At 36.5% G+C, this 21,121-nt stretch carries 19 protein-coding genes, 2 tRNA genes and 1 riboswitch; of the genes, 14 read left to right on the forward strand and 7 right to left on the reverse strand.

Translation table 11 applies throughout. The features are described from left to right. Positions 1-18: 18 nt before the first annotated feature. Genes LUA90_RS07520 through LUA90_RS07530 form a run of 3 tightly spaced genes read left to right on the forward strand, consistent with a single transcriptional unit; the run spans position 19 to position 3,857 of the window. Positions 19-1,194, forward strand: coding sequence for an ABC transporter permease (locus tag LUA90_RS07520; protein ID WP_231458975.1), 1,176 nt, complete (start codon positions 19-21; stop codon positions 1,192-1,194). Continuing rightward, positions 1,184-2,584: a sigma-54 dependent transcriptional regulator gene (locus LUA90_RS07525; RefSeq protein WP_231490679.1), complete on the forward strand. Its 1,401-nt coding sequence runs from the start codon at positions 1,184-1,186 to the stop codon at positions 2,582-2,584. Before LUA90_RS07520 ends, LUA90_RS07525 begins: the two co-directional genes overlap by 11 nt. After that, complete coding sequence (locus LUA90_RS07530) at positions 2,568-3,857, forward strand: PAS domain-containing sensor histidine kinase (protein ID WP_231458977.1); 1,290 nt, start codon at positions 2,568-2,570, stop codon at positions 3,855-3,857. Before LUA90_RS07525 ends, LUA90_RS07530 begins: the two co-directional genes overlap by 17 nt. A gap of 66 nt (positions 3,858-3,923) precedes the next feature. Here LUA90_RS07530 and LUA90_RS07535 read toward each other — a convergent pair whose 3' ends face one another. From LUA90_RS07535 to LUA90_RS07550, 4 genes are all read right to left on the reverse strand, one after another. Continuing rightward, entirely contained in the window at positions 3,924-4,820 is an 897-nt protein-coding gene (locus LUA90_RS07535; RefSeq protein WP_231490680.1) for a tetratricopeptide repeat protein, read from the reverse strand. A gap of 340 nt (positions 4,821-5,160) precedes the next feature. Continuing rightward, positions 5,161-5,310 (reverse strand): hypothetical protein, encoded by a 150-nt coding sequence (locus LUA90_RS07540; protein WP_231490681.1) that lies wholly within the window; start codon positions 5,308-5,310, stop codon positions 5,161-5,163. Positions 5,311-5,527: 217 nt separating this feature from the next. Beyond that, positions 5,528-5,599: transfer RNA gene (locus LUA90_RS07545), tRNA-Glu, on the reverse strand. A gap of 78 nt (positions 5,600-5,677) precedes the next feature. Beyond that, positions 5,678-5,753 (reverse strand) — tRNA-Met (locus LUA90_RS07550). 186 nt (positions 5,754-5,939) lie between these two features. Between LUA90_RS07550 and era the strand changes: the two genes are divergently transcribed. The 3 genes from era (at position 5,940) to LUA90_RS07565 (ending at position 9,410) form a co-directional block, all read left to right on the forward strand. Then, positions 5,940-6,842, forward strand: coding sequence for a GTPase Era (era, locus tag LUA90_RS07555; RefSeq protein ID WP_231458979.1), 903 nt, complete (start codon positions 5,940-5,942; stop codon positions 6,840-6,842). 131 nt (positions 6,843-6,973) lie between these two features. Continuing rightward, on the forward strand, positions 6,974-8,275 hold the full coding sequence (gene der, locus LUA90_RS07560; protein WP_231458980.1) for a ribosome biogenesis GTPase Der: 1,302 nt from the start codon (positions 6,974-6,976) through the stop codon (positions 8,273-8,275). A 625-nt stretch (positions 8,276-8,900) separates the two neighbouring features. Continuing rightward, positions 8,901-9,410, forward strand: coding sequence for an N-acetyltransferase (locus LUA90_RS07565; RefSeq protein WP_231458981.1), 510 nt, complete (start codon positions 8,901-8,903; stop codon positions 9,408-9,410). On the opposite strand, the gene bla is transcribed toward LUA90_RS07565, so the two are convergent. Genes bla through LUA90_RS07580 form a run of 3 tightly spaced genes read right to left on the reverse strand, consistent with a single transcriptional unit; the run spans position 9,400 to position 12,258 of the window. Continuing rightward, on the reverse strand, positions 9,400-10,122 hold the full coding sequence (gene bla, locus LUA90_RS07570) for a BlaB/IND/MUS family subclass B1 metallo-beta-lactamase (RefSeq protein ID WP_231458982.1): 723 nt from the start codon (positions 10,120-10,122) through the stop codon (positions 9,400-9,402). The genes LUA90_RS07565 and bla overlap by 11 nt on opposite strands. A 3-nt stretch (positions 10,123-10,125) precedes the next feature. Continuing rightward, positions 10,126-10,635 (reverse strand): GNAT family N-acetyltransferase, encoded by a 510-nt coding sequence (locus LUA90_RS07575; RefSeq protein WP_231458983.1) that lies wholly within the window; start codon positions 10,633-10,635, stop codon positions 10,126-10,128. Between the two features lie 21 nt (positions 10,636-10,656). Next, positions 10,657-12,258: a S41 family peptidase gene (locus tag LUA90_RS07580; protein WP_231458984.1), complete on the reverse strand. Its 1,602-nt coding sequence runs from the start codon at positions 12,256-12,258 to the stop codon at positions 10,657-10,659. 190 nt (positions 12,259-12,448) lie between these two features. On the opposite strand from LUA90_RS07580, the gene murQ reads away from it, so the two are divergent. The 8 genes from murQ (at position 12,449) to LUA90_RS07620 (ending at position 21,082) form a co-directional block, all read left to right on the forward strand. Further along, a complete protein-coding gene (murQ, locus tag LUA90_RS07585; RefSeq protein ID WP_231458985.1) occupies positions 12,449-13,261 on the forward strand; it encodes an N-acetylmuramic acid 6-phosphate etherase in 813 nt (270 codons plus the stop codon). Between the two features lie 102 nt (positions 13,262-13,363). Continuing rightward, positions 13,364-13,930: a hypothetical protein gene (locus LUA90_RS07590; RefSeq protein ID WP_231458986.1), complete on the forward strand. Its 567-nt coding sequence runs from the start codon at positions 13,364-13,366 to the stop codon at positions 13,928-13,930. A 40-nt stretch (positions 13,931-13,970) separates the two neighbouring features. Next, entirely contained in the window at positions 13,971-14,726 is a 756-nt protein-coding gene (locus tag LUA90_RS07595; protein WP_231458987.1) for a Bax inhibitor-1/YccA family protein, read from the forward strand. 113 nt (positions 14,727-14,839) lie between these two features. After that, positions 14,840-14,945, forward strand: a riboswitch (SAM riboswitch). 166 nt (positions 14,946-15,111) lie between these two features. Continuing rightward, positions 15,112-18,792, forward strand: coding sequence for a methionine synthase (metH, locus tag LUA90_RS07600; RefSeq protein WP_231458988.1), 3,681 nt, complete (start codon positions 15,112-15,114; stop codon positions 18,790-18,792). A gap of 41 nt (positions 18,793-18,833) precedes the next feature. Beyond that, a complete protein-coding gene (locus tag LUA90_RS07605; protein ID WP_255717627.1) occupies positions 18,834-19,187 on the forward strand; it encodes a four helix bundle protein in 354 nt (117 codons plus the stop codon). Between the two features lie 33 nt (positions 19,188-19,220). Continuing rightward, positions 19,221-20,174 carry a methylenetetrahydrofolate reductase gene (locus tag LUA90_RS07610; protein WP_231458990.1) on the forward strand — a complete coding sequence of 318 codons (954 nt, stop codon included), beginning with the start codon at positions 19,221-19,223 and terminating at the stop codon, positions 20,172-20,174. A gap of 104 nt (positions 20,175-20,278) precedes the next feature. Then, entirely contained in the window at positions 20,279-20,578 is a 300-nt protein-coding gene (locus LUA90_RS07615; protein WP_231458991.1) for a hypothetical protein, read from the forward strand. Between the two features lie 90 nt (positions 20,579-20,668). Beyond that, positions 20,669-21,082 carry a tail fiber domain-containing protein gene (locus tag LUA90_RS07620; RefSeq protein WP_231458992.1) on the forward strand — a complete coding sequence of 138 codons (414 nt, stop codon included), beginning with the start codon at positions 20,669-20,671 and terminating at the stop codon, positions 21,080-21,082. Positions 21,083-21,121 lie beyond the last annotated feature (39 nt).

Below are 21,121 nucleotides of genomic sequence, written 5' to 3' on the forward strand. Positions count from 1 at the left end.
GCCATAAATAAAATATATATGTTTAAGCATCTATTTAAATTAATATGGAATAAAAGGAAGCAAAACTTTCTTTTTTTAACAGAAATTCTGATTTCGTTTCTGGTTGTGTTTGCTGTTTTTTCTTACATAACTTATTACTATCAGAACTATTCAAGGCCTTTAGGTTTTGATTATAACAGGGTTTGGGCAATTGCTTATAGCGGTGAGCAATTGTCTAAAAACCCTGATACCTTAACTACCTTTTATGCTAATCTGGAGAAAAGTTTAAAATCTATGCCAGAGATTAAAGAAGTTAGTTTTTCGCATTCTAATTTTCCATACTCTTCTAGTTTTATGAACAGAGGGTTAAAATATGGAAAGAAAGATTTTAATATGATTAATCATTACGTAGTTTCTAACGATTATAACAAAGTATGGGATGTGAAACTGAAATATGGCAGGTGGTTTTTGCCCGAAGATTTGGTTACGAAAGATAAAGCCATCATTATTAATGAATCTTTAAGACAGGAAATGTTTGGAAAGGAAAAGGGAATAGGTAAAATAATAGGCGATGAGAAAGAAAAGTTAAAAGTTATTGGCATTGCAAATGATTTCAAATCAGACGGAGATTTTGCACCGATGAATAACATCATGTTTGTGCAGCTTGATACAGCTAATTTAAAATGGACAAGTAACATTTTAATAAAAGTAAACGAAACTGCCGATGCAACTTTTGAAAGCAAGCTGTATAAATTTATGACAAGCACCACACGCAGTGCTGTAGAAATACAGCACGTTGATGAAATGCGGGCATCAAGAAACAGAACTACACTGATACCTATATTTCTGTTTGTAATTGTTGCCGCTTTCTTGATTATAAATGTTGCGCTTGGCTTGTTTGGCGTATTGTGGTACAACATTAATAAAAGAAAAGGAGAAATTGGATTAAGGCGGGCGATTGGTGCAAGTGGTGCCTCGGTATCTTTACAAATGGTTTTAGAATCATTAATACTAACTACAATTTCGTTATTATTAGGTTGTTTTTTTGCTGTTCAGTTTCCGCTGTTAAATGTTTTTGCCATACCTGCAAGCGTTTATGTTATAGCCATTTTATTAGCAATATTATTTATTTATACATTGGTTTTGGCTTGTTCGTTGTATCCGGGTAAGCAAGCGGCGGCAATTCATCCTGCCATTGCATTGCATGAAGACTAATTTTTTAACTTCGTATATGATTTTAGTTGTTGATGATGATATCGCGGTAAGAGCTTCAATTTCGCTTCTGCTAAAAGGAGCCGGGAATGAGGTGCTTACGGCTGATAATGCTGTTGAAGCTTTTGAAAGGGTGCAATCAAAAAAGCCTGATCTGATTATTTTAGATTTAAATTTTTCTAACGATACATCTGGTAAGGAGGGAATGAGTTTGCTTAAAAAAATCAGAGCGGTTGATACCAAAGTGCCAATTATTTTAATTACCGGATGGGCAAGTATCGAACTTGCAGTAGAGGGTATGAAACTTGGCGCCAATGATTTTGTTAACAAACCCTGGAATAACGAATATCTCTTACAAACCGTTGAAACCCTTTTGCAATTAAATGTAAGGCAAGCTATTTCTCAAAGCCGGAAATCACTAACAAAAAAATATAATTTCTCGCAAATTATCGGTGAAGATGCCGGGTTAATTAATATTTTAGAAACTATTGGTAGGGTAGCAGGAACAAATGCTTCTGTGTTAATTACCGGCGAAAGCGGTACGGGCAAAGAATTAATTGCAGAAGCTATACACGAGAACAGTGCCCGCTCTTTAAAGCCTTTTGTTAAGGTAAATTTGGGAGGCATTTCTACCTCATTGTTTGAAAGTGAAATGTTTGGCCATGTTCGCGGTGCCTTTACCGATGCTCGTTTCGACAGAATCGGGCGCTTTGAAATGGCCAATAAGGGCACAATCTTTTTAGATGAGATTGGCGATTTGGAAGCTTCTAGTCAGGTAAAGCTTTTAAGGGTTTTGCAAGATAGAACTTATGAAGTTTTGGGCAGCAGCCGAACCAAAACTGTTGATGCAAGGGTTGTTTGCGCAACCAATAAAAACCTGAACGAAATGGTAGGTTCGGGATTGTTTAGGGAAGATTTACTCTACAGAATAAACCTGATAACTATTCATTTGCCTGCGTTGAGGGAGCGTTCGGGTGATATCCCGCTTCTGGTAAATTTCTTTATCGAAAATATGAAAGAGCTCTACAATAGGCCAGATTTACAGGTTATACCCTCAGCGGTGCGTTGGTTGCAGCAATTGCCTTTGCCGGGAAACATTCGCCAGTTAAAAAATCTGGTAGAACGAACCGTTCTTATCAGCAATAAAAATGAATTAGGTATTGATGATTTTAAGTCGCAGTTAAATTTATCGCCTTTAAAAAACGATAAAGTGAAATTACCGGGTGTTGGTACCATGACTCTTGAGCAAATGGAGGCTGAAATGGTAAAGCAGGCTATGAATTTCCATAAAAACAGAATTACAAAAGCGGCTGCATCTTTAGGTATAACCAGAAATGCACTTTATCGCCGCCTGGAGAAGCATCAAATTCCTTTTAATGAAACTGAAGACTAAGTATATTTTATTTATCGTAATTCTGCACATCATTTGTTTGGTGCTGAGTTATTTCATTTTCCAAACAGAAAAGCTCATTTTCATCGTTTCTGAAGTTGCCATCTTATGCTCGGTTGTTATTTCTATCAATCTGTATAAACAATTAATTAGTCCGCTTACCTATTTAAAACAAGGAATTTCTGCAATTAAGGATAAAGATTTTAACGTAAAATTTGTAGAAACCGGCAAAAAAGAAGTTGATGAATTGGTTGGCGTTTATAACCGCATGATTGATGAATTAAGGGCAGAACGAACCCGACAGGAAGAACAGCATTTTTTTCTGGAAAAACTGATTCAAACTTCTCCAACCGGGATTATTACACTCGATTTTGATAAACAGATTAAACAGATTAATCCTAAAGCATTGGCGATTTTGAAAACAAATCCTGAATTGCTCGAAACACATATACACAACATGCAAACCGGTACTGCTAAAATGATTAGGATTGATGGCTTACATAACTATAAAGTGCAAAAATCTAAATTTATGGATAGGGGTTTTGAGCGCATATTTATTATGTTGGAAGAAGTAACTGCCGAAATTTTTGCAGCCGAAAAAGGGGTTTATAATAAGGTTATCAGAATGATGGCACATGAAGTTAACAACACAATTGGTCCGGTAAATTCGATAATGAATACTGCATTGGCTCAACAGAGTTTGTGGGCCAACGATAAAGAGTTAATGATAAAAAATGCGATGAAAGTAGCTATCGACCGAAATCAAAATTTGAGCATTTTTATGCGGAATTTTGCTGATTTAGTTAAGCTACCTAAAGCCAATCGTAAGCAGATTGATTTGGTTTCTTTGCTTATTTCGATAACGGAACTACTGCATTTTACACTTCAGGAGAAAAATATCGAATTCAAATTTAATATTCCAGATAAACCTTTTTTTATTCTTGCTGATGTAGAACAGATGGAGCAAGCGTTAATTAACATTGTAAAAAATGCTGTTGAGGCTATTGGAAAAAATGGTATAGTCAAAATCTATATAGATTTTGAAGATTATAGATTGGATATTTCTAACTCAGGAAATGGCATATCGCCAGAGCATGAAGACATGTTATTTAGCCCGTTTTTTACAACTAAGAAAGACGGACAGGGCATAGGCCTAACTCTGGTCCGGGAAATATTACTAAATCATAATTTTAGTTTCAAACTAAAAACCTATGGTATAGATGATACCAGATTTGAGATAAAATTTAAAGAAGGTAATCAGACATTTCCCATCTAAAATTAAGGCATTATTCTGCGGTATTTTTGCCTAATTTTTTATCTCTTCGTTTTTAAAATACTTTAGCTACAAATTAACTATCCATGTCGCTAAATCATCATCTGTAGATAAACCTATTTTTTTCCTGATTCTATATTTACGGCTTTCTACGGCTCTTAAAGATGTTTTGCTAAAGTATGCTATCTCTTTTGTATTAAATCCGAGTTTTAACTTAGCGCATAAATCTAAATCTGATGATAGAATATCGGGGGAGTGTTTAGTCAGCTTGTAGATAAAAACAGGGTGATGCTCTTTAAATTTAGCATAAAATGAGGGGTCGTTGTCTTTTACAAGATTGTTAATTTCTTTCAACACATCTTCGCTCAATTTATCTACCTGCAATTCCTCAAACTTCCTATTTAATAATGTTTTTTCTTGTTGATGGGTTTTAACTGAATTGCTATGCTTGTTTCGCAGATGAAAGAAGGCCAGGATAGATGCAATTACGGCAATAATAGCTGCCACAATTAGCGTAACGTAAGTCATCCGGCTTTTTTCGTGGTGAGTTTCTTTCTCAGCAAGTATAATTTCTGCAGTTACCTGAGAAGAAACTTTATTTGCAGCTGCAATACTATCAGTAATAGCTGCATACATGCTTGCGTAATTTTTAGCATTATCTTTATCGCCCAGTTTTTCGTAAAGCTGCGCAATTAACCTATAGCTTGCTTTTATATTGCCTACTCTTTTACCCTTTTGGGCAATTTTTAATGCGGTTTTATAATATAATAATGCACTATCTGTTTCATTTCGCTTTGTGTAAATCTGACCTAAACCCAGAAATGATTCTATGCTCAGTTTAAGAAGTTTTAGTTTTTCAGCCAATGCATTTGATGCTTCAAAATAATGCTTCGCAGAATCAAGCTGGCCTTTGTTGAGATAAAATGTACCAAGTAAAGAAGCATCAATTACCAATGCGTTTTTCAATTTTTTATTTGAAATAAATTGCTGGATATTATAACTTTTTTTTCGGTAGTATAAAACCGAATCTAAGTTAACAGGTACGGTTTTGTTGTTTTCAATATTCACCGCCCTTAATCGATATACTCTTCCTAAATTAAAATTCCTTAAATCCTTCTCTTCTATTTTTTTAGCATAAGTTTCAGATTCTAAGAGATATTCTTTACTCTTATTAAAGAAAAATAAATTTCCATAGCAATTCGCTTTTAATGCAAAGAGATGAGAAAGACTTGCAGGATTTTTTAATGCTCTAACTTCAGGCTCAATTTTTTGGATGGTTTTAAGTGCTTCATCGAACTTGCCACTATTATAAAGATTTACGCACCTTAAAATTAAAAAGGTTAACTGTTCCTTGTTGGTATTGGTGTGCCCTGGTTTGCTTTAATAGTTTTTGTATCATCAAATCACTGGAGTCAACATCAGTCATATCTCTTCCAATTAGATATGCTTTATCCATTGAGTGTTTGCTAGGCGATTGAGCAAAGCAAATCGTACTGATTAAAAAAATGATGACAAATAGTGATAATTTCAAAAAAAGGGTGATTTTAAAAGTTAAACATGGATACTAAAATAAATAAAAGGGAGGACTTGCTTAGCACAATTAGGAATATATTTTCTACATGTGCTTTTTGTATTAAAGAAAAAAGCTGCTTTACATTTGTAAAGCAGCTTCGTAGCCCGTAGGGGAATCGAACCCCTGTTTCCAGAATGAAAATCTGGCGTCCTAACCCCTAGACGAACGGGCCATTTTGATTTGCGATTTCGGATTTAAGTGTTACGATTGGTAAAATATACAATCATTAATCTAAAATCGCCATTCAACTTGGTAGCGGGGACACGACTCGAACGTGCGACCTTCGGGTTATGAGCCCGACGAGCTACCAACTGCTCCACCCCGCATTATATTTGGTGTTTTTAATTCGGCATTAGCTCTAACGAGCGTAATCCCGAAACTTCGGGACTCCACCCCGCATTATATACAACTCGTTTTTAGCTTGAATTAAATCCTTAACTCTGTTTCCGAATTGGAATGCAAAGATATAATTCGTTTCTTTGTAGTGCAAATTTTTTTTAAAAAATATTTTAATGGCACATAAAGCAGGTTTTGTTAGTATAATTGGTAAGCCAAATGTTGGTAAATCAACCTTGATGAATGTGCTTGTAGGCGAGCGACTTAGTATTATTACACCTAAAGCGCAAACCACAAGACACCGCATTTTAGGTATAGTAAATGAAGAAGAATATCAGATTGTTTTTTCTGATACTCCAGGTATTATCAAGCCCAAATATAGTTTGCAAGAAAGTATGATGAGCTTTGTTAATGGTTCTTTAACCGATGCTGATGTGCTTTTATTTGTGACCGACATTAACGAAACACACGATGAAGACGACGTTTTAGATAAATTAATTAAACGCGACATTCCAACAATTGTACTGATTAACAAAATAGATACAGCGTTACAAGAGCAGGTGGATGAAAAAATTGCTTATTGGCAGGAAAAATTAAACCCGGTGGCCATTTATGCAATTTCTGCTTTGCACAAACATAATGTTGATGGATTATTAGAACGCGTTCTGGAAATGCTGCCCGAACATCCACCATATTACGATAAAGAAGAATTAACCGATCGTTCTGAGCGTTTTTTCGTGTCCGAAATCATCCGCGAAAAAATCTTTTTAAACTACCAGAAAGAAATTCCATACAGTACCGAAGTTATTGTAAAAAGCTTTAAAGAAGAAGAATTACGTTCTGGTAAAGAAGGTGATTTAATGGTTAGAATAAGCGCCGAAGTTGTGGTAGAACGCGATTCGCAAAAAAACATTTTAATTGGTACGGGTGGTAAAATGCTTAAAAAAGTGGGTACCGAAGCCCGCCTCGAAATTGAGAAGTTTTTAGGAAATAAAGTTTTTTTAGAACTGTTTGTTAAAGTAATTCCCGATTGGAGAAGCAAAAAGAATTACCTAAAGAGCTTTGGTTACGATAATTAAGCGTACCTTTGCAGCCCGAAATAAATCGGTTAGTAGTTGATAGTCAATGGCTGATAGCCCAATCGTTTAAGCAGCTTGCCTAAACACCGCGACCATTAACTATAAGCCATTAACTATCAATAACACATACAATGAGTAATATTATCGCCATCGTAGGCAGGCCAAACGTAGGAAAAAGTACACTATTTAATCGTTTAACAGAAAGTCGGAAGGCAATTGTTGATGATATGAGCGGCGTAACCCGCGACAGGCATTATGGTGTAGGCGAGTGGACCGACAAACAATTTACAGTAATTGATACAGGTGGTTACGTTGCAAACTCAGAAGATGTTTACGAAGCCGCTATCCGCGAACAGGTAATGATTGCCATTGAAGAAGCAAGTGTGCTTATTTTTATGGTTGATGTTACAACCGGTATCACAGATTTAGATGATGATATTGCCCAGGTACTTCGCAGAAGTAAAAAACCTGTTTTTGTTTGCGCCAACAAAGTAGATAATACCGCTTTATACAACGAAGTTCATACTTTTTATGGTTTTGGTTTAGGCGAAGTTTACCCCCTGTCTTCAATGACGGGTTCTGGAACCGGAGAGTTGTTGGATGAAGTAATTAAAAGCTTTAACGATGAGCCTGAAGAAGAAAATGAATTGCCGAAAGTAACCATCGCTGGTCGCCCAAATGTGGGTAAATCTTCTTTGGTAAACGCTTTAATCGGTAAAGAACGCAATATTGTAACCGCAAACGCCGGTACAACACGCGATTCAATTAAAATTCATTACAACCAATTCGGTCACGAATTTATGTTAATTGATACTGCCGGATTGCGTAAAAAAACTAAGGTTAAAGAAAATCTTGAGTTTTATTCGGTAATGCGTACCATTAAAGCTTTAGAAGAGGCTGATGTTGTGGTATTGATGATTGATGCCCAAGAAGGTATCGAAAGTCAGGATATTAACATCTTCCACCTGGCCGAAAAGAATAAAAAAGGTATTGTAATTTTGGTAAACAAGTGGGATTTAATTGAAAAGAACACCAAAACCATGAAGGTTTTTGAAGATGAAATTAGAGAACGCATCAAACCATTTACCGATGTGCCTATCGTTTTCACTTCTGTTTTAAACAAACAACGTATTTTTAAATCTATCGAAGCAGCTTTAGAAGTTCATAAAAACCGTAGCAAAAAAATACCGACGTCAAAATTAAATGATATAATGCTGCCATTAATCGAGGCTTTCCCGCCGCCGGCACTAAAAGGCAAGCACATTAAAGTTAAATACATTACTCAAATTAACGGAACATCGCCAATGTTTGCCTTCTTCTGTAATTTGCCGCAGTACATTAAAGATCCGTACAAGCGTTTCATCGAAAATAAATTAAGAGAAAACTTCGATTTTTCTGGAGTTCCGATTCAAATTTATTTTAGACAGAAATAAGCAAGAGTTTTTAAAAATAATTAGAAAAGCAGGGTTCGCATTCCATAGGAGAAAGCAGCCCTGCTTTTTTGTTTCAATCCCCGAAGAAAAATCGGGGGATTTCCACGTCAATCAGGTTTAGTTACAAAGTAATGTGCTTTTGGGGTAGGTTAACCACCCCTTGCCTCAGTTTCACATACTCTAAAAAAGCCGTTGTCAGTCTGAGCCTGTCGAAGACCTTTCTTGCAACCGAAAAACGAAAAATATATATCCTTCGATAACTTGTATCGATGCTTTGGGAAACTCAAGATGATAATATTTGTTTTCTCCCTAAATTGATAACATTTCGTGTTGGTTTTTGCGCCACAAACCCACAAATATTTACACTACAGAAGTTTTTAGCCCCGGTTGAAGTGATACCCTGCAGGGCTGCGAAGCGCCCGAAGCGTATAAACGGAAAACGGGAAGAAATGTAAATTTATGTAGTGCAATTGCGCTTCAAAAAATTAAATCATCCAAATTATTGAAAATTTTATTTCAATTGCTTTCCGTTTCCCGCATAGGCAGAATAACGGCGATTTGATAATTTGTTATAAAATCCTCCGCGTATTCCATGTTTCAGTGGTAAAAAACATAATTTTACATCATGCAAATTGAAGTTAAGAACAGCACAGCTAAGGATATTGATAAAATTTTTGAGTTTTACGATATGGCCGTTGCCCACCAGAAAAAGGTTTTTAATAAACATTGGCAAGGTTTCAGCAGGGATTTGGTAGAAACTGAAATTGCCGAAAACCGACAATACAAAATTTTAGTTGATGGAGTGGTTGCCTGCATTTTTGCAGTAACTTTTGATGATAAATTAATTTGGGGCGAGCGGGATAAAGATTCCATTTACATCCACAGAATAGTTACACATCCTGATTTTAGAGGATATGCTTTCGTAAAAGAAATTATTAAATGGGCTAAAGGTTTTGCAGCCGGAAATAATATTGCTTTTATTAGAATGGATACCTGGGCCGATAATGAAAAGCTTTTGGAATATTACACTGCTTGCGGTTTTGACTATGCCGGTGTGGTAACTATGGAAAAAACTGATGGTTTGCCGAAGCATTATGAAGGCATAAGTTTAAGCTTGTTCGAAATTAGGGTTTAGCTGCCGCAGCTTTTAGTAATTGTAGCGAATGATTGATGGCTTTTGGTGTATTTCCATCTCCATGACCCGGAATTAAAATCTTTGCAGCAGGAAATTTATTCTGCAGGTTTTTTAAACTCTGAGGCCATTGTTTAACATTTGCTTCACCGATATAACCTAAATCTTCTGAATCGATACTTTTTACAAAGCAACCGCCGTACAATAAATTAGCTTTATCAAACCAAACCACAATATTATCTTTAGTATGCCCTTCGCCGGGAAAAAATGTCTGGATTTTGTAACCGCCAACATTAAAAGTTGTATCGCCATTAAAGGTAAATTGAGCGGTGGGTTTATTTGTTGCAGCTAGTATTTTATTGGTTTTAACTGTAGCGTAAGTTTTAATTCCTTTGGCTTTAAAAAACCCTAATCCTCCGGATCTGTCATCGTGCGAATGCGTTGCGATGGCCAATACCACTTTTTGATTATGCTTTGCCTTTATGCTATCCAAAAACGGTTGAAACTGTGTAGCATCCCAGGGTGCATCTATTACCACAACGCCTTGCTTTGTTACCAGGTAAATGGCATTCGCATCTACAATATCTCCTTTGTAAGTGTTATATGAGGTGTATTTGTATAAATTGGGCGCTAGTTTTTCAATTTTTAGTTTTGGGTTTTGGGCAAAAACACTCGAAAATATCAGGCAAAGCATTGCAGATAATACTGATTTCATAGGTTATCTTAAATTTAGTTTCCAGGTAAACATGCCTTCGCCTTCGGCAATTTTTACAAAATTATTTTTTTCTAAAACGGAGTAGGAAGCTACATTATCGATTTCTGTAGATGCAGTTATGATTTTTACTTCAGGTTGCGTTGCTGCCCATCTAATTAATCTGCCAACGGCTTCGGTCATATAACCTTTGTTTCTAAATTGTTCATAGGTTCCATAACCAATTTCAATTTCTCCATTGGCATCGGGTTCGCCAACAAAACATATATCGCCAACCAATTTCTCATCATCTTTTGATATGATTGACCATAAAGTATTATACAAATAGTTCTTGTTAGCATCTATTACGTTTGGCAAAATGGTTTCGCGAATGGCTTCTTGCAATTCATCAGAAATTACGTTATGGCCATGCTTAAGCTTAAGCTCGTTTTCTAACGAATTATCATTTCTAACGTATTTTAAAAGTTGGTTATGAGTTAAGGGATGCAAAATCAATCTGTCTGTTTCAAGTGTCATGAGTAATGCCTGGAATTTTATTTACTGCAAGCTGTTTAAGGCTTGTTTAACTACATTATCGTTTTGGTTTGCAGCTCTATAATAGCCAACATCGCCTAAATAGTATCTGCAAAGTAATGCTTTCAAATCATTTAAAATTAAACCTTTAGAATTGTAGAGTTGAAAACGGTCTATTTGCACATTTTTACGCTGCAGAAAACCGATAAAATCTTTAAAATCTAAATCGTTAAGGTTAAAGGTATTGATATTCTGTTCGATGTATGTGGAACTATATTTTGTTGTTAAAATATTAAACACATAATCAGAAAGCACTTTTTTGCTTACCAAAGTGTTGTAGAATTTATTGTAACCTGTAGTGTCGAGTTTTACAAAAACATCAGGCTGTATGCCGCCAACAGTTTTTGGTTTTCTTTGCGAAACATTTACGCCGTTATTTTTTTCGAGAGAATCTTTAAACGAAGTTAAATCTCCGGTAAGTTCGCCGTCGTTTAAGCGTTCATCTAATTCATGTTTGTAAGCATCGTAACCTTTTTTGTAAGATTTTTGGATACTCTTACCAGAAGGTGTATAGTACCTTGCAATGGTAAGGTTTAATGCCGAACCATCTTCAAATGCAAATTGCTCTTGCACCAATCCTTTACCAAAAGAACGGCGACCAACAATAACACCTCTGCCTAAATCCTGGATAGCACCTGCAACAATTTCACTCGCCGATGCGGTGTTTTCATTAATTAAAACAGCTAATTTTCCTTGCTGAAAAGCGCCACTGCCTGTGGAGAAATAATCGGTACGTGGTTCGTGCTTGCCTTGCGTGTAAACAATCAGTTTATTTTCGCCTAAAAACTGGTCGGCTAAACCTGTTGCCGCACTAAAATATCCACCTCCGTTATCGCGTAAGTCGAGTATTAGCTTTTTCATGCCTCTGGCCTTTAAATTATTGGCAGCTACAGAAAAATCATTATCTGTATTGGCGCCAAATTTACTAATGCGAACATAGCCAGTTTCGCTATTAATCATGTATGCGGCATCAACACTACTAATGTTAACTTTTCCTCTGGTTACCATTACGCGGTTTGGTAGCTGGTTTCCGCTATGCTGTAATAAAACATTAACACCACTTCCGGCTTTGCCTTTAAAACGACCGGCTAATTGATCTTTGGGTAAGTTTTTGCCGCTAACAACGGTAGAATCTATGCTTAAAATTTTATCGCCAAGTTTTATGCCTGCCTGGTAAGCTGGTCCATCTTTAATAACGCCCGTTACCATCATGGTGTCGTTAAGCATGTAGTATTCCAATCCAACACCTTCAAAATTTCCTTCCAAATCTTCCTGCATATTTTGCGCATTTGTAGGTGGCAGGTAAACGCTATGCGGATCAAGTTGGTGTAAAACGCTGTCGATAGGTAAATTCTGTAAAGAATCTGTATTGATATCATCTACATAATTTCCGTTGATGATGTGCAGAATCTCTTCAAGTTTTTCGGAGTTTGCGGCTAGTTTTGTAGGTTTTTGAACGCCATATCCCTGGTCTTTGATAAACTTAATACCCAAAACCATACCTACTATTAAAATTACAGAATAGCTTATGGCAATTAAGGCATTATTACGGGAGTTTTTTTTCATTAGCGTTGCTACAAATTTATGAAAATAAGCGGTTTGATTAATTTTTTAACGCATTTTTATCATCTTTTGTTTATCATTTTTAACATTAAATAACTTTAGTTAAGTGTTTGCTAAATTTTTGTGACACATATTTTTGTTTTTTTGATTAGTTTTTAGAAAGAATTTACCGAATTTTATCAAAATTAAATTTATGGATAGAGTTACCGAGCAAGAATCAAAATACAACGACATCGAAAAAATGTCGGTTTTGGAGGTTCTTCAGGGCATTAATAATGAAGATAAAACTGTTGCTTTTGCAGTGGAGAAATCTTTGCCTCAGATAGAAAAATTAACTTCGGCAGTAGCTGAAAGAATGAAAAAAGGCGGTCGCCTTTTTTATATTGGTGCAGGTACCAGTGGCCGTTTGGGTGTGGTTGATGCCTCAGAATGCCCGCCAACTTATGGTGTGCCTTTCGATTGGGTAGTTGGTATTATTGCCGGTGGCGATACGGCAATTAGAAAAGCCGTAGAGTTTGCAGAAGATGATGCAGAACAAGCCTGGAAAGATTTGCAGGAATTCGATATTAACGAGAAAGATTGTTTAGTTGGTTTAGCAGCTTCAGGCACAACGCCTTACGTTATCGGTGGTTTAAATACAGCCCGCAAAATTGGCGTTTTAACCGGTTGTATCGTTTGTAACACCGGCGGACCAATAGCTGCTGAATCAGATTTTCCGGTAGAAGTTGTAGTTGGACCTGAATTTGTTACGGGTTCTACAAGGATGAAATCAGGCACGGCACAAAAATTAGTTTTAAACATGCTGAGTACCACCGTTATGGTTCAGCTTGGACGTGTTGTTGGAAACAAAATGGTAGATATGCAGTTAACCAATAATAAACTGGTTGATCGCGGAACGCAAATGGTTGCTGATGAGTTGCACATTAATTATGATGAAGCAGCAGATTTGTTAAATCGTTATGGCAGCGTTCGTAAAGCGGTAGAAGCAGGGCAATTGAATTTATGATTGTAGATTTACGACTTACGGTTGCTGCAACCCAATTTCAAATAAACTGATTTACGATTTTTCAATCTAAAATCGTAAATCTTTAAATCAAAAATTTAAGAAATGCACGAGATAGAGCCGTATTATCAATGGAGGGATGAGTATATCTCGGCAGAAGATGAACGTTCGCCGTTTTACAATACAGAATATTCTGAGCTATACTTCGATAAGCAGATTTACAATTTTCTTTTACATCCCCAATGGGATGAATTTGGTTCGAATACCTTATACATGAAAGTGCTTTTTGTTGATTATGATAGAAGTTATGCCATTATTGAATTTATTGGAGAATGGAACGACGCTATAAATAATGACATCATGTTGCTTAAACGCGATATTTTGGAATTAATGATGGATGAAGGCATTAATAAATTCATCCTTATAGGAGAAAATGTACTCAATTTTCATTCATCTGATGATAGTTATTATGAGGAATGGTTTCAGGAGGTTGAAGATGGGTGGATTGTGGGCATAAATTTTCAGGAGCATGTAATCCGGGAGTTTAAGGATAACAGCATCGATTATTACATAAACTTTGGTGGCTCCTTTGATGAAATGCCTTGGCGTACACTAAAACCGTTACAATTCTTTAAAAAAGTTGAAGAGTTGCTGACAAAAAGATTGAATTAAAATATCTATTTTTATATAATTTAAATACACAAAATAAAAAATGGAACAACAAAATTATCAATATCAAGATAACAGCGTTTTTGTACAACAAGGCTCTGTTTCTAAAAAATTCTTTGCAAACGTATTTACCTGGATGTTTGTAGCACTTAGTCTCTCAACAATTGCGGCTTACCTATTTAGTCAGAACGAGCAATTGATGCAATATTTATTAACTGTTAATCCATCAACAGGAAAAGTTGGTATGTCTATTTTCGGTTACATCGCAATGTTTGCACCACTTGGTTTAGTTTTATTAATGGGATTTGGTTTGAGCAAGCTTTCATATACTTCATTAATTGGTGTATTTGTGCTTTATTCTGTTTTAACGGGCATTAGCTTAAGCTTTATTTTATTGGCCTATACATCTGGTTCAGTTGTAAGCTGCTTTGCAGGTGCAGCTGGCATTTTTGGTATTATGGCGGTAATGGGTTACACGACTAACATCGATTTAAGCAAATTCGGTCCGATTTTAATGGTTGGTGTAATTGCTTTGGTAATTGCTAGTTTGGTAAATATGTTTATCCAAAGTGAGCAATTTAGCTTGTTTATGGCTTTCATCGGTATCGCAATTTTTACCGCTTTAACCGCTTATGATGTTCAAAAAATTAAAAGAATTGGTGAAGGTATCGAAGCAAACGGCGAACAGGTTTTACAAGTAGAATCTAAGAAAATGGCCATCGTAGCAGCCTTATCTTTATATCTGGATTTTTTAAACATTTTCCTTTTCTTACTTCGTATTTTTGGAAGCAGAAAATAACTTGTAACAGAACAATATTTTAAAGGCTGCGCAATTTTGCGTGGCCTTTGTAATTTTATTTGGCTTCAAGGCGATAATTTTTGGAATTGATGTTGCTTTGTTGCATTTTTGTATGCTTATTAAGAAAGACGGAGGGATTAGACCCAACGATGTCTTAGCAACCTGTGCCCACACAAGGTGCTAAATTCTAATCTCAGCAGTGGCGAGAGAAGATAAGTTAAGAAGGTAAATCAATCTGCCAACTTTTTAAATAAGCTTTAAGTATCAGGTATAAAGTATCAAGTATCAAGACGCACGTCTATATTTTGTGCTAATTATCTGCAGTTAGATTGATGTCTGGGAATCTTGATACTCGATACTAACTACTTGCTACTAGAAACAACAAATGAGTATAAGAGAAGAACTAGAGAAACGTATTTTGGTAATTGATGGTGCGATGGGTACCATGATTCAGCGTTATACGTTAACTGAAGAGGATTTTAGAGGGGAGCGTTTTAAGGATCATCCTTGTGATGTTAAGGGCAATAACGATTTGCTTAACATAACTCGTCCGGATATTATTAAGGCCATTCACCTGGAATATTTAAAAGCAGGTGCCGATATTATCGAAACCAATACCTTTAGTACGCAAAGGATTTCTATGGCAGATTACCAGATGGAAGATTTGTCGTACGAATTAAGTTTTGAGGGTGCTCGGGTTGCTAAAGAAGCTGCGTTAGAATTTATGGCTGAAAACCCAGACCGCAAATGTTTTGTTGCAGGTGCTATTGGTCCAACCAATCGTACGCTTTCTATGTCGCCAAATGTTAACGACCCAGGTTATAGAGCTATCTATTTCGATGAATTGGAAGAAGCCTATTACGAGCAGGTTCGTGGTTTGGTAGATGGTGGTTCGGATGTATTGCTTATTGAAACCATTTTTGATACTTTAAATGCAAAGGTGGCAATTGTGGCCATTAAAAAATACGAAGAAGTTATCGGTCGTAAGCTCGAAATTATGATTTCGGGAACCATTACCGATGCTTCTGGCAGAACATTATCCGGTCAAACAGCCGAGGCTTTTTTAAACTCGGTTATGCATGCAAAACCTTTGAGTATTGGTTTCAACTGTGCTTTGGGTGCAAAAGAAATGCGTCCGCATATTGAAGAATTAGCTACAAAAGCTGGTTGTTATGTTTCTGCTTATCCAAATGCAGGCTTACCAAACGAGTTTGGCGCTTACGATGAGCAACCGCATGAAACCGCTCATTTGGTAGATGATTTTATCCAGTCGGGTTTTGTTAATATTGTTGGTGGTTGTTGCGGTACCACGCCAGACCATATTGGCTGCATCGCAAAAAATGCAAAAAAGGCAGCGCCACGCAAAATCCCAGCTATTGAACCATTTATGCGTTTGAGTGGCTTAGAGCCGGTAACCATAACACCTGATAGTATTTTTGTAAATGTTGGGGAAAGAACCAATATCACAGGCTCGCCTAAATTTTCAAAACTTATTTTAGGTGGCGATTATGAAGCAGCATTAGCAGTTGCACTGCAACAGGTTGAAGGTGGCGCTCAGATAATCGATGTAAATATGGACGAAGGCATGCTTGATTCAGAAGCTGCCATGTCGAAATTTTTAAACCTTATTGCTTCAGAACCTGATATTGCAAAGCTTCCGATTATGGTCGATTCATCTAAATGGTCGGTTATAGAAAATGGCTTGAAATGTTTGCAAGGTAAAGGGATTGTAAATTCAATTTCACTTAAAGAAGGCGAAGATAAGTTTAAAGAAAGCGCCCGTAAAATTATGCAATTCGGCGCTGCCGTTGTAGTAATGGCTTTCGATGAACAAGGTCAGGCCGATAATTACGAGCGTAGAAAAGAAATTTGCAAGCGTAGCTATGATATTTTAGTTAACGAAATCGGTTTCCCACCGGAAGATATTATTTTCGACCCGAATATTTTAACGGTAGCAACGGGTTTAGAAGAGCATAACAACTACGCTGTTGATTTTATAAATGCCACAAGGTGGATAAAAGAAAACCTTCCTCATGCTAAAGTAAGCGGCGGTGTTTCTAATATTTCTTTCTCATTTAGAGGAAATAATGTCGTTCGAGAAGCGATGCACTCTGCATTTTTATACCATGCCATTCAGGCGGGTTTAGATATGGGAATCGTAAATGCCGGCATGCTCGAAGTTTATCAGGAAATTCCACCAGAATTATTAGAACGTGTAGAGGACGTGCTTTTAAACAGAAGGGAAGATGCTACAGAGCGATTGGTTGAATATGCAGATACTGTAAAATCAAAAGGTAAAGAACTTGTTAAAGATGAGGAGTGGAGAAAAGGAACGGTTGAAGAACGCCTTTCACATTCTTTGGTTAAGGGAATTGTAGAGTATTTGGATGATGATGTTGAAGAAGCCCGTCAGAAATACGCTCGCCCGATTCAGGTAATTGAAGGCCCGTTAATGGATGGGATGAACATTGTGGGCGATTTATTTGGTGCCGGTAAAATGTTTTTGCCGCAGGTTGTAAAATCAGCAAGGGTAATGAAAAAAGCTGTTGCTTATTTATTGCCTTTTATCGAGCAAGAAAAATTAGATAATCCGGATCAAAACCAAAGTTCATCGGCCGGTAAAGTTTTGATGGCAACCGTTAAGGGAGATGTTCATGACATTGGAAAAAACATTGTTGGTGTTGTACTGGCTTGTAACAACTTCGAAATTGTAGATATGGGCGTGATGGTTCCGGCACAAGACATCATCAAAAAAGCAAAAGAAATTAATGCAGATATTATTGGTTTAAGTGGGTTAATTACGCCTTCTTTGGATGAAATGGTACATTTCGCCAAAGAAATGGAGCGTGAAAATTTCACTATCCCTTTAATTATTGGTGGCGCAACAACTTCCCGAATTCATGCTGCGGTTAAGGTTGCTCCGAACTATTCTGGTCCGGCTATACACGTTCTGGATGCCTCAAGAAGTGTTACGGTTTGCAGCACTTTAATGAATCCGGAAACCCGGGATGACTATATTGCAGGCATCAAAGCTGAATACGATAAGGCTCGTGAAGCACATTTAAACAAACGTTCTGATAAACGTTTTAAAACTTTAGAAGAAGCTAGAGCAAATAAATTTAAGATAGATTTTAAAGCTGAACTTCCTATTCCGGCGTTTACCGGTACAAAGGTTTTTGATAATTATCCTTTAGAAGAATTAGTACCATACATTGATTGGACGCCCTTTTTCCATACCTGGGAATTACGCGGAAGTTATCCGAAGATTTTTGACGATAAAAATGTTGGTGATGAAGCCAAAAAACTTTTTTATGATGCACAAGTATTGTTGAAACGTATTCTTGATGAAAAATTACTAACAGCGAGAGGCGTAATTGGTTTCTGGCCGGCAAATGCAGTTGGCGATGATATTGTTTTGGATGTTAGCGGGAAAATGGAAAATGGAACGGAAAATTCCACCACTATTCACACGCTTCGCCAGCAGGCCGAAAAAGTTGACGGGCAGCCGTATTACGCTTTATCAGACTTTATTGCTCCGAAAGAATCGGGCATACAGGATTATTTTGGTGGTTTTGCAGTTACAACAGGGATTGGTATAGATGCTTTGGTTGAAGAATTTGAATCAAAACACGACGATTATAACAGCATCATGGCGAAAGCCTTGGCCGATCGTTTAGCAGAAGCTTTTGCAGAGCGCATGCATGAGCGTGTTCGTAAAGAATTTTGGGGTTATGCAAAAGACGAAGATTTAAATAATCAAGCTTTAATTAAGGAAGAATATGCAGGTATTCGTCCGGCGCCAGGTTACCCGGCTTGCCCCGAGCATACCGAAAAAGGTACTTTATTCGCCTTGCTAAATGCTGAAGAAGAAATAGGTCTTCGTTTAACAGAAAGTTATGCCATGTACCCAACAGCTGCCGTTAGCGGATTTTACTTTGCAAACCCAGAATCGAGATATTTTGGTTTAGGTAAAATAACTAAAGACCAAGTAGAGGAGTATGCCAAAAGAAAAGGTATGGAGTTGGAAGAAGCAGAGCGATGGTTGAGCCCGAATTTGGCATATTAGTTTTTTGGTATTTAGTACTTAGTGTAAAGTAATTAGACAAGATGCATAATTTCAGAGATCTTAAAGTTTGGAAAATGGGAATTCAAATATCGAAATCGGTATTTCAGCTCACCAGAACTTTTCCTGCAGAAGAAAGATATTCTTTAACATCTCAAATAACCCGCTCGGCTATATCGATACCATCAGATATTGCAGAAGGCTGTGGTAGAGCATCAGCTAAAGAATTCAATCGGTTTTTAAGCATAAGTTTAGGCTCTGCATTTGAATTAGAAACGCAGATAATATTAGCTTTCGAGTTCGGATATATTGATAAAATCAATTATGATAGAACAATAATTCAAATAAACGAAATACAAAAAATGATAAGTGGATTGCAAAGAAGTTTAAGCCTCTAATCATAATACTCAATACTTTATACTAAGTACTAAATGAAAATTACGCAACATATTCAAGAGGCAAAAGGTAAAACCTTATTCTCATTCGAACTCTTACCGCCGATTAAAGGACAAAGTATACAATGGATTTACGATGCGATTGATCCTTTATTGGAATTTAATCCACCGTTTATTGATGTAACTTCTTTACGCGAAGATTACATTTACAAAGAGCAGGAAAATGGTTTATTGCAAAAAGTTTCTTACCGCAAACGTCCGGGAACGATAGCCATTTGTGCAGCAATCATTCATAAATATAAAATTGATGCCGTTCCGCATTTAATTTGCGGCGGTTTTACTAAAGAAGAAACAGAAAATGCATTAATCGATCTGCAGTTTTTGGGTATTGATAATGTTTTGGCCTTACGTGGAGATGCCCGTGCCGCCGATCATTCTTTTGTGCCAACTAAAGGTGGCCATTGCTACGCTACAGATTTAATCGAGCACATCAAAAATCACAACGAAGGCAAATTTTTGCATGAAGATGTAGAAACTTTCAAAAGCGATTTTTGTATCGGCGTTGCCGGATATCCAGAAAAGCATTTTGAAGCTCCGAATTTAAATGCAGATTTTAAATTTTTGAAAAAAAAGGTAGATATGGGTGCTGAGTTTATCGTAACCCAAATGTTTTTTGATAATCAGAAGTATTTCGACTTCGTAAAAAAATGCCGGGAGAACGATATTAATGTACCGATTATACCGGGTTTAAAACCGATAAGCACATTAACGCAATTAAATGTGTTGCCAAAAATTTTCCATATCGATTTACCCGATGAACTTACGGACGCATTATCTCATGCAAAAAGCAATGCTGAAGCAAAAGAAATTGGTACAGAAGCCATGATTAAGCAATGTAAGGAGCTAATCGATTTTGGTGTTCCAGTGTTGCATTTTTATACCATGGGCAGGCCAGAGCAAACTAAGCAAATTGCAAAAGCGATTTTTTAAAATTTAAGTGTTTTTGCCAAAGGCTTTCTACGCTTTTGGGAAAATTACAAAACATTGATCTTAGCTTTTTTGTTAAACAATTTATACAACTTATCTTTGTAAGAATGAAGTTTATAAATTTTAAATATGTTTTAATTATTTGCGTAACACTAACCTTATTTTTTAAGGTGAGCAATGTGATGTCGTATTTAAAATTTTCTACCTCAACTATTGAATACACAGCACTAGCTGATGATTCTGAAAAAGAAGAGAAGAAAATTGAAAGTGAATACTTTGATGATCAACTTTTCGCTAATTCTTCCTTTCAGGTATTTTCAGCATCACCGGAGAAATTACCGGTTTCTGGAGATTCCTTTGTTTTAGCCCACTCTATTGAGGTTTTAACGCCTCCACCATCTATTTAAAGATAGTTTTTTCGTAAACAAATCTTTTTTCTCTGCCTAAAAAACAGTTTAGGCATCATTCATTTTTTTTTAATTTAATTATATCATAATATGAAACGAGCAATTTCACTCGCGGTATTTTTTGTAGCCGCATCATTTTCTCTTAGTGCACAAGAAGTTGTACAAAACAATGTTAAGCCTCTAAACAACTCTTTAGAAATGGTTTCTAAATTACAGCCGGTAAGTTTTAATTACGATAAAGCATGGGCCGAAAAGTTGAAACTTCCATCAACACCACAATATGGATTTGTTGGTTCAGATGCCAAAGCGGCCGTGCCATCAGTAGTTGCAGTGCAGGCAAAACAATACGCGGCAGGTAAAAATGCTTTTAATTCTGCTACGATGACTAAGGTAGATTACGAACGTTTAATCCCGCTTTTGGTTGGAAGTATAAAAGAACAACAACAGCAAATTGACGATCTTAAACGCGAATTGCAATTATTAAAAACACAAAAAGGTGAGTAGTAATGATAGGAATCAGCCGGAAGAAATTCCGGCTTTTTT

Source organism: Pedobacter sp. Leaf170 (assembly GCF_920984665.1).
Classification (GTDB): Bacteria; Bacteroidota; Bacteroidia; order Sphingobacteriales; family Sphingobacteriaceae; genus Pedobacter.

Bases quoted from the DNA above. Each gene is read 5' to 3' on its own strand.
- LUA90_RS07520 (WP_231458975.1), top strand. From the start codon at position 19: ATGTTTAAGCATCTATTTAAATTAATATGGAATAAAAGGAAGCAAAAC.
- LUA90_RS07525 (WP_231490679.1), top strand. From the start codon at position 1,184: ATGAAGACTAATTTTTTAACTTCGTATATGATTTTAGTTGTTGATGAT.
- LUA90_RS07530 (WP_231458977.1), top strand. From the start codon at position 2,568: ATGAAACTGAAGACTAAGTATATTTTATTTATCGTAATTCTGCACATC.
- LUA90_RS07540 (WP_231490681.1), bottom strand. From the start codon at position 5,310: ATGGATAAAGCATATCTAATTGGAAGAGATATGACTGATGTTGACTCC.
- era (WP_231458979.1), top strand. From the start codon at position 5,940: ATGGCACATAAAGCAGGTTTTGTTAGTATAATTGGTAAGCCAAATGTT.
- der (WP_231458980.1), top strand. From the start codon at position 6,974: ATGAGTAATATTATCGCCATCGTAGGCAGGCCAAACGTAGGAAAAAGT.
- LUA90_RS07565 (WP_231458981.1), top strand. From the start codon at position 8,901: ATGCAAATTGAAGTTAAGAACAGCACAGCTAAGGATATTGATAAAATT.
- bla (WP_231458982.1), bottom strand. From the start codon at position 10,122: ATGAAATCAGTATTATCTGCAATGCTTTGCCTGATATTTTCGAGTGTT.
- LUA90_RS07575 (WP_231458983.1), bottom strand. From the start codon at position 10,635: ATGACACTTGAAACAGACAGATTGATTTTGCATCCCTTAACTCATAAC.
- LUA90_RS07580 (WP_231458984.1), bottom strand. From the start codon at position 12,258: ATGAAAAAAAACTCCCGTAATAATGCCTTAATTGCCATAAGCTATTCT.
- murQ (WP_231458985.1), top strand. From the start codon at position 12,449: ATGGATAGAGTTACCGAGCAAGAATCAAAATACAACGACATCGAAAAA.
- LUA90_RS07590 (WP_231458986.1), top strand. From the start codon at position 13,364: ATGCACGAGATAGAGCCGTATTATCAATGGAGGGATGAGTATATCTCG.
- LUA90_RS07595 (WP_231458987.1), top strand. From the start codon at position 13,971: ATGGAACAACAAAATTATCAATATCAAGATAACAGCGTTTTTGTACAA.
- metH (WP_231458988.1), top strand. From the start codon at position 15,112: ATGAGTATAAGAGAAGAACTAGAGAAACGTATTTTGGTAATTGATGGT.
- LUA90_RS07605 (WP_255717627.1), top strand. From the start codon at position 18,834: ATGCATAATTTCAGAGATCTTAAAGTTTGGAAAATGGGAATTCAAATA.
- LUA90_RS07610 (WP_231458990.1), top strand. From the start codon at position 19,221: ATGAAAATTACGCAACATATTCAAGAGGCAAAAGGTAAAACCTTATTC.
- LUA90_RS07615 (WP_231458991.1), top strand. From the start codon at position 20,279: ATGAAGTTTATAAATTTTAAATATGTTTTAATTATTTGCGTAACACTA.
- LUA90_RS07620 (WP_231458992.1), top strand. From the start codon at position 20,669: ATGAAACGAGCAATTTCACTCGCGGTATTTTTTGTAGCCGCATCATTT.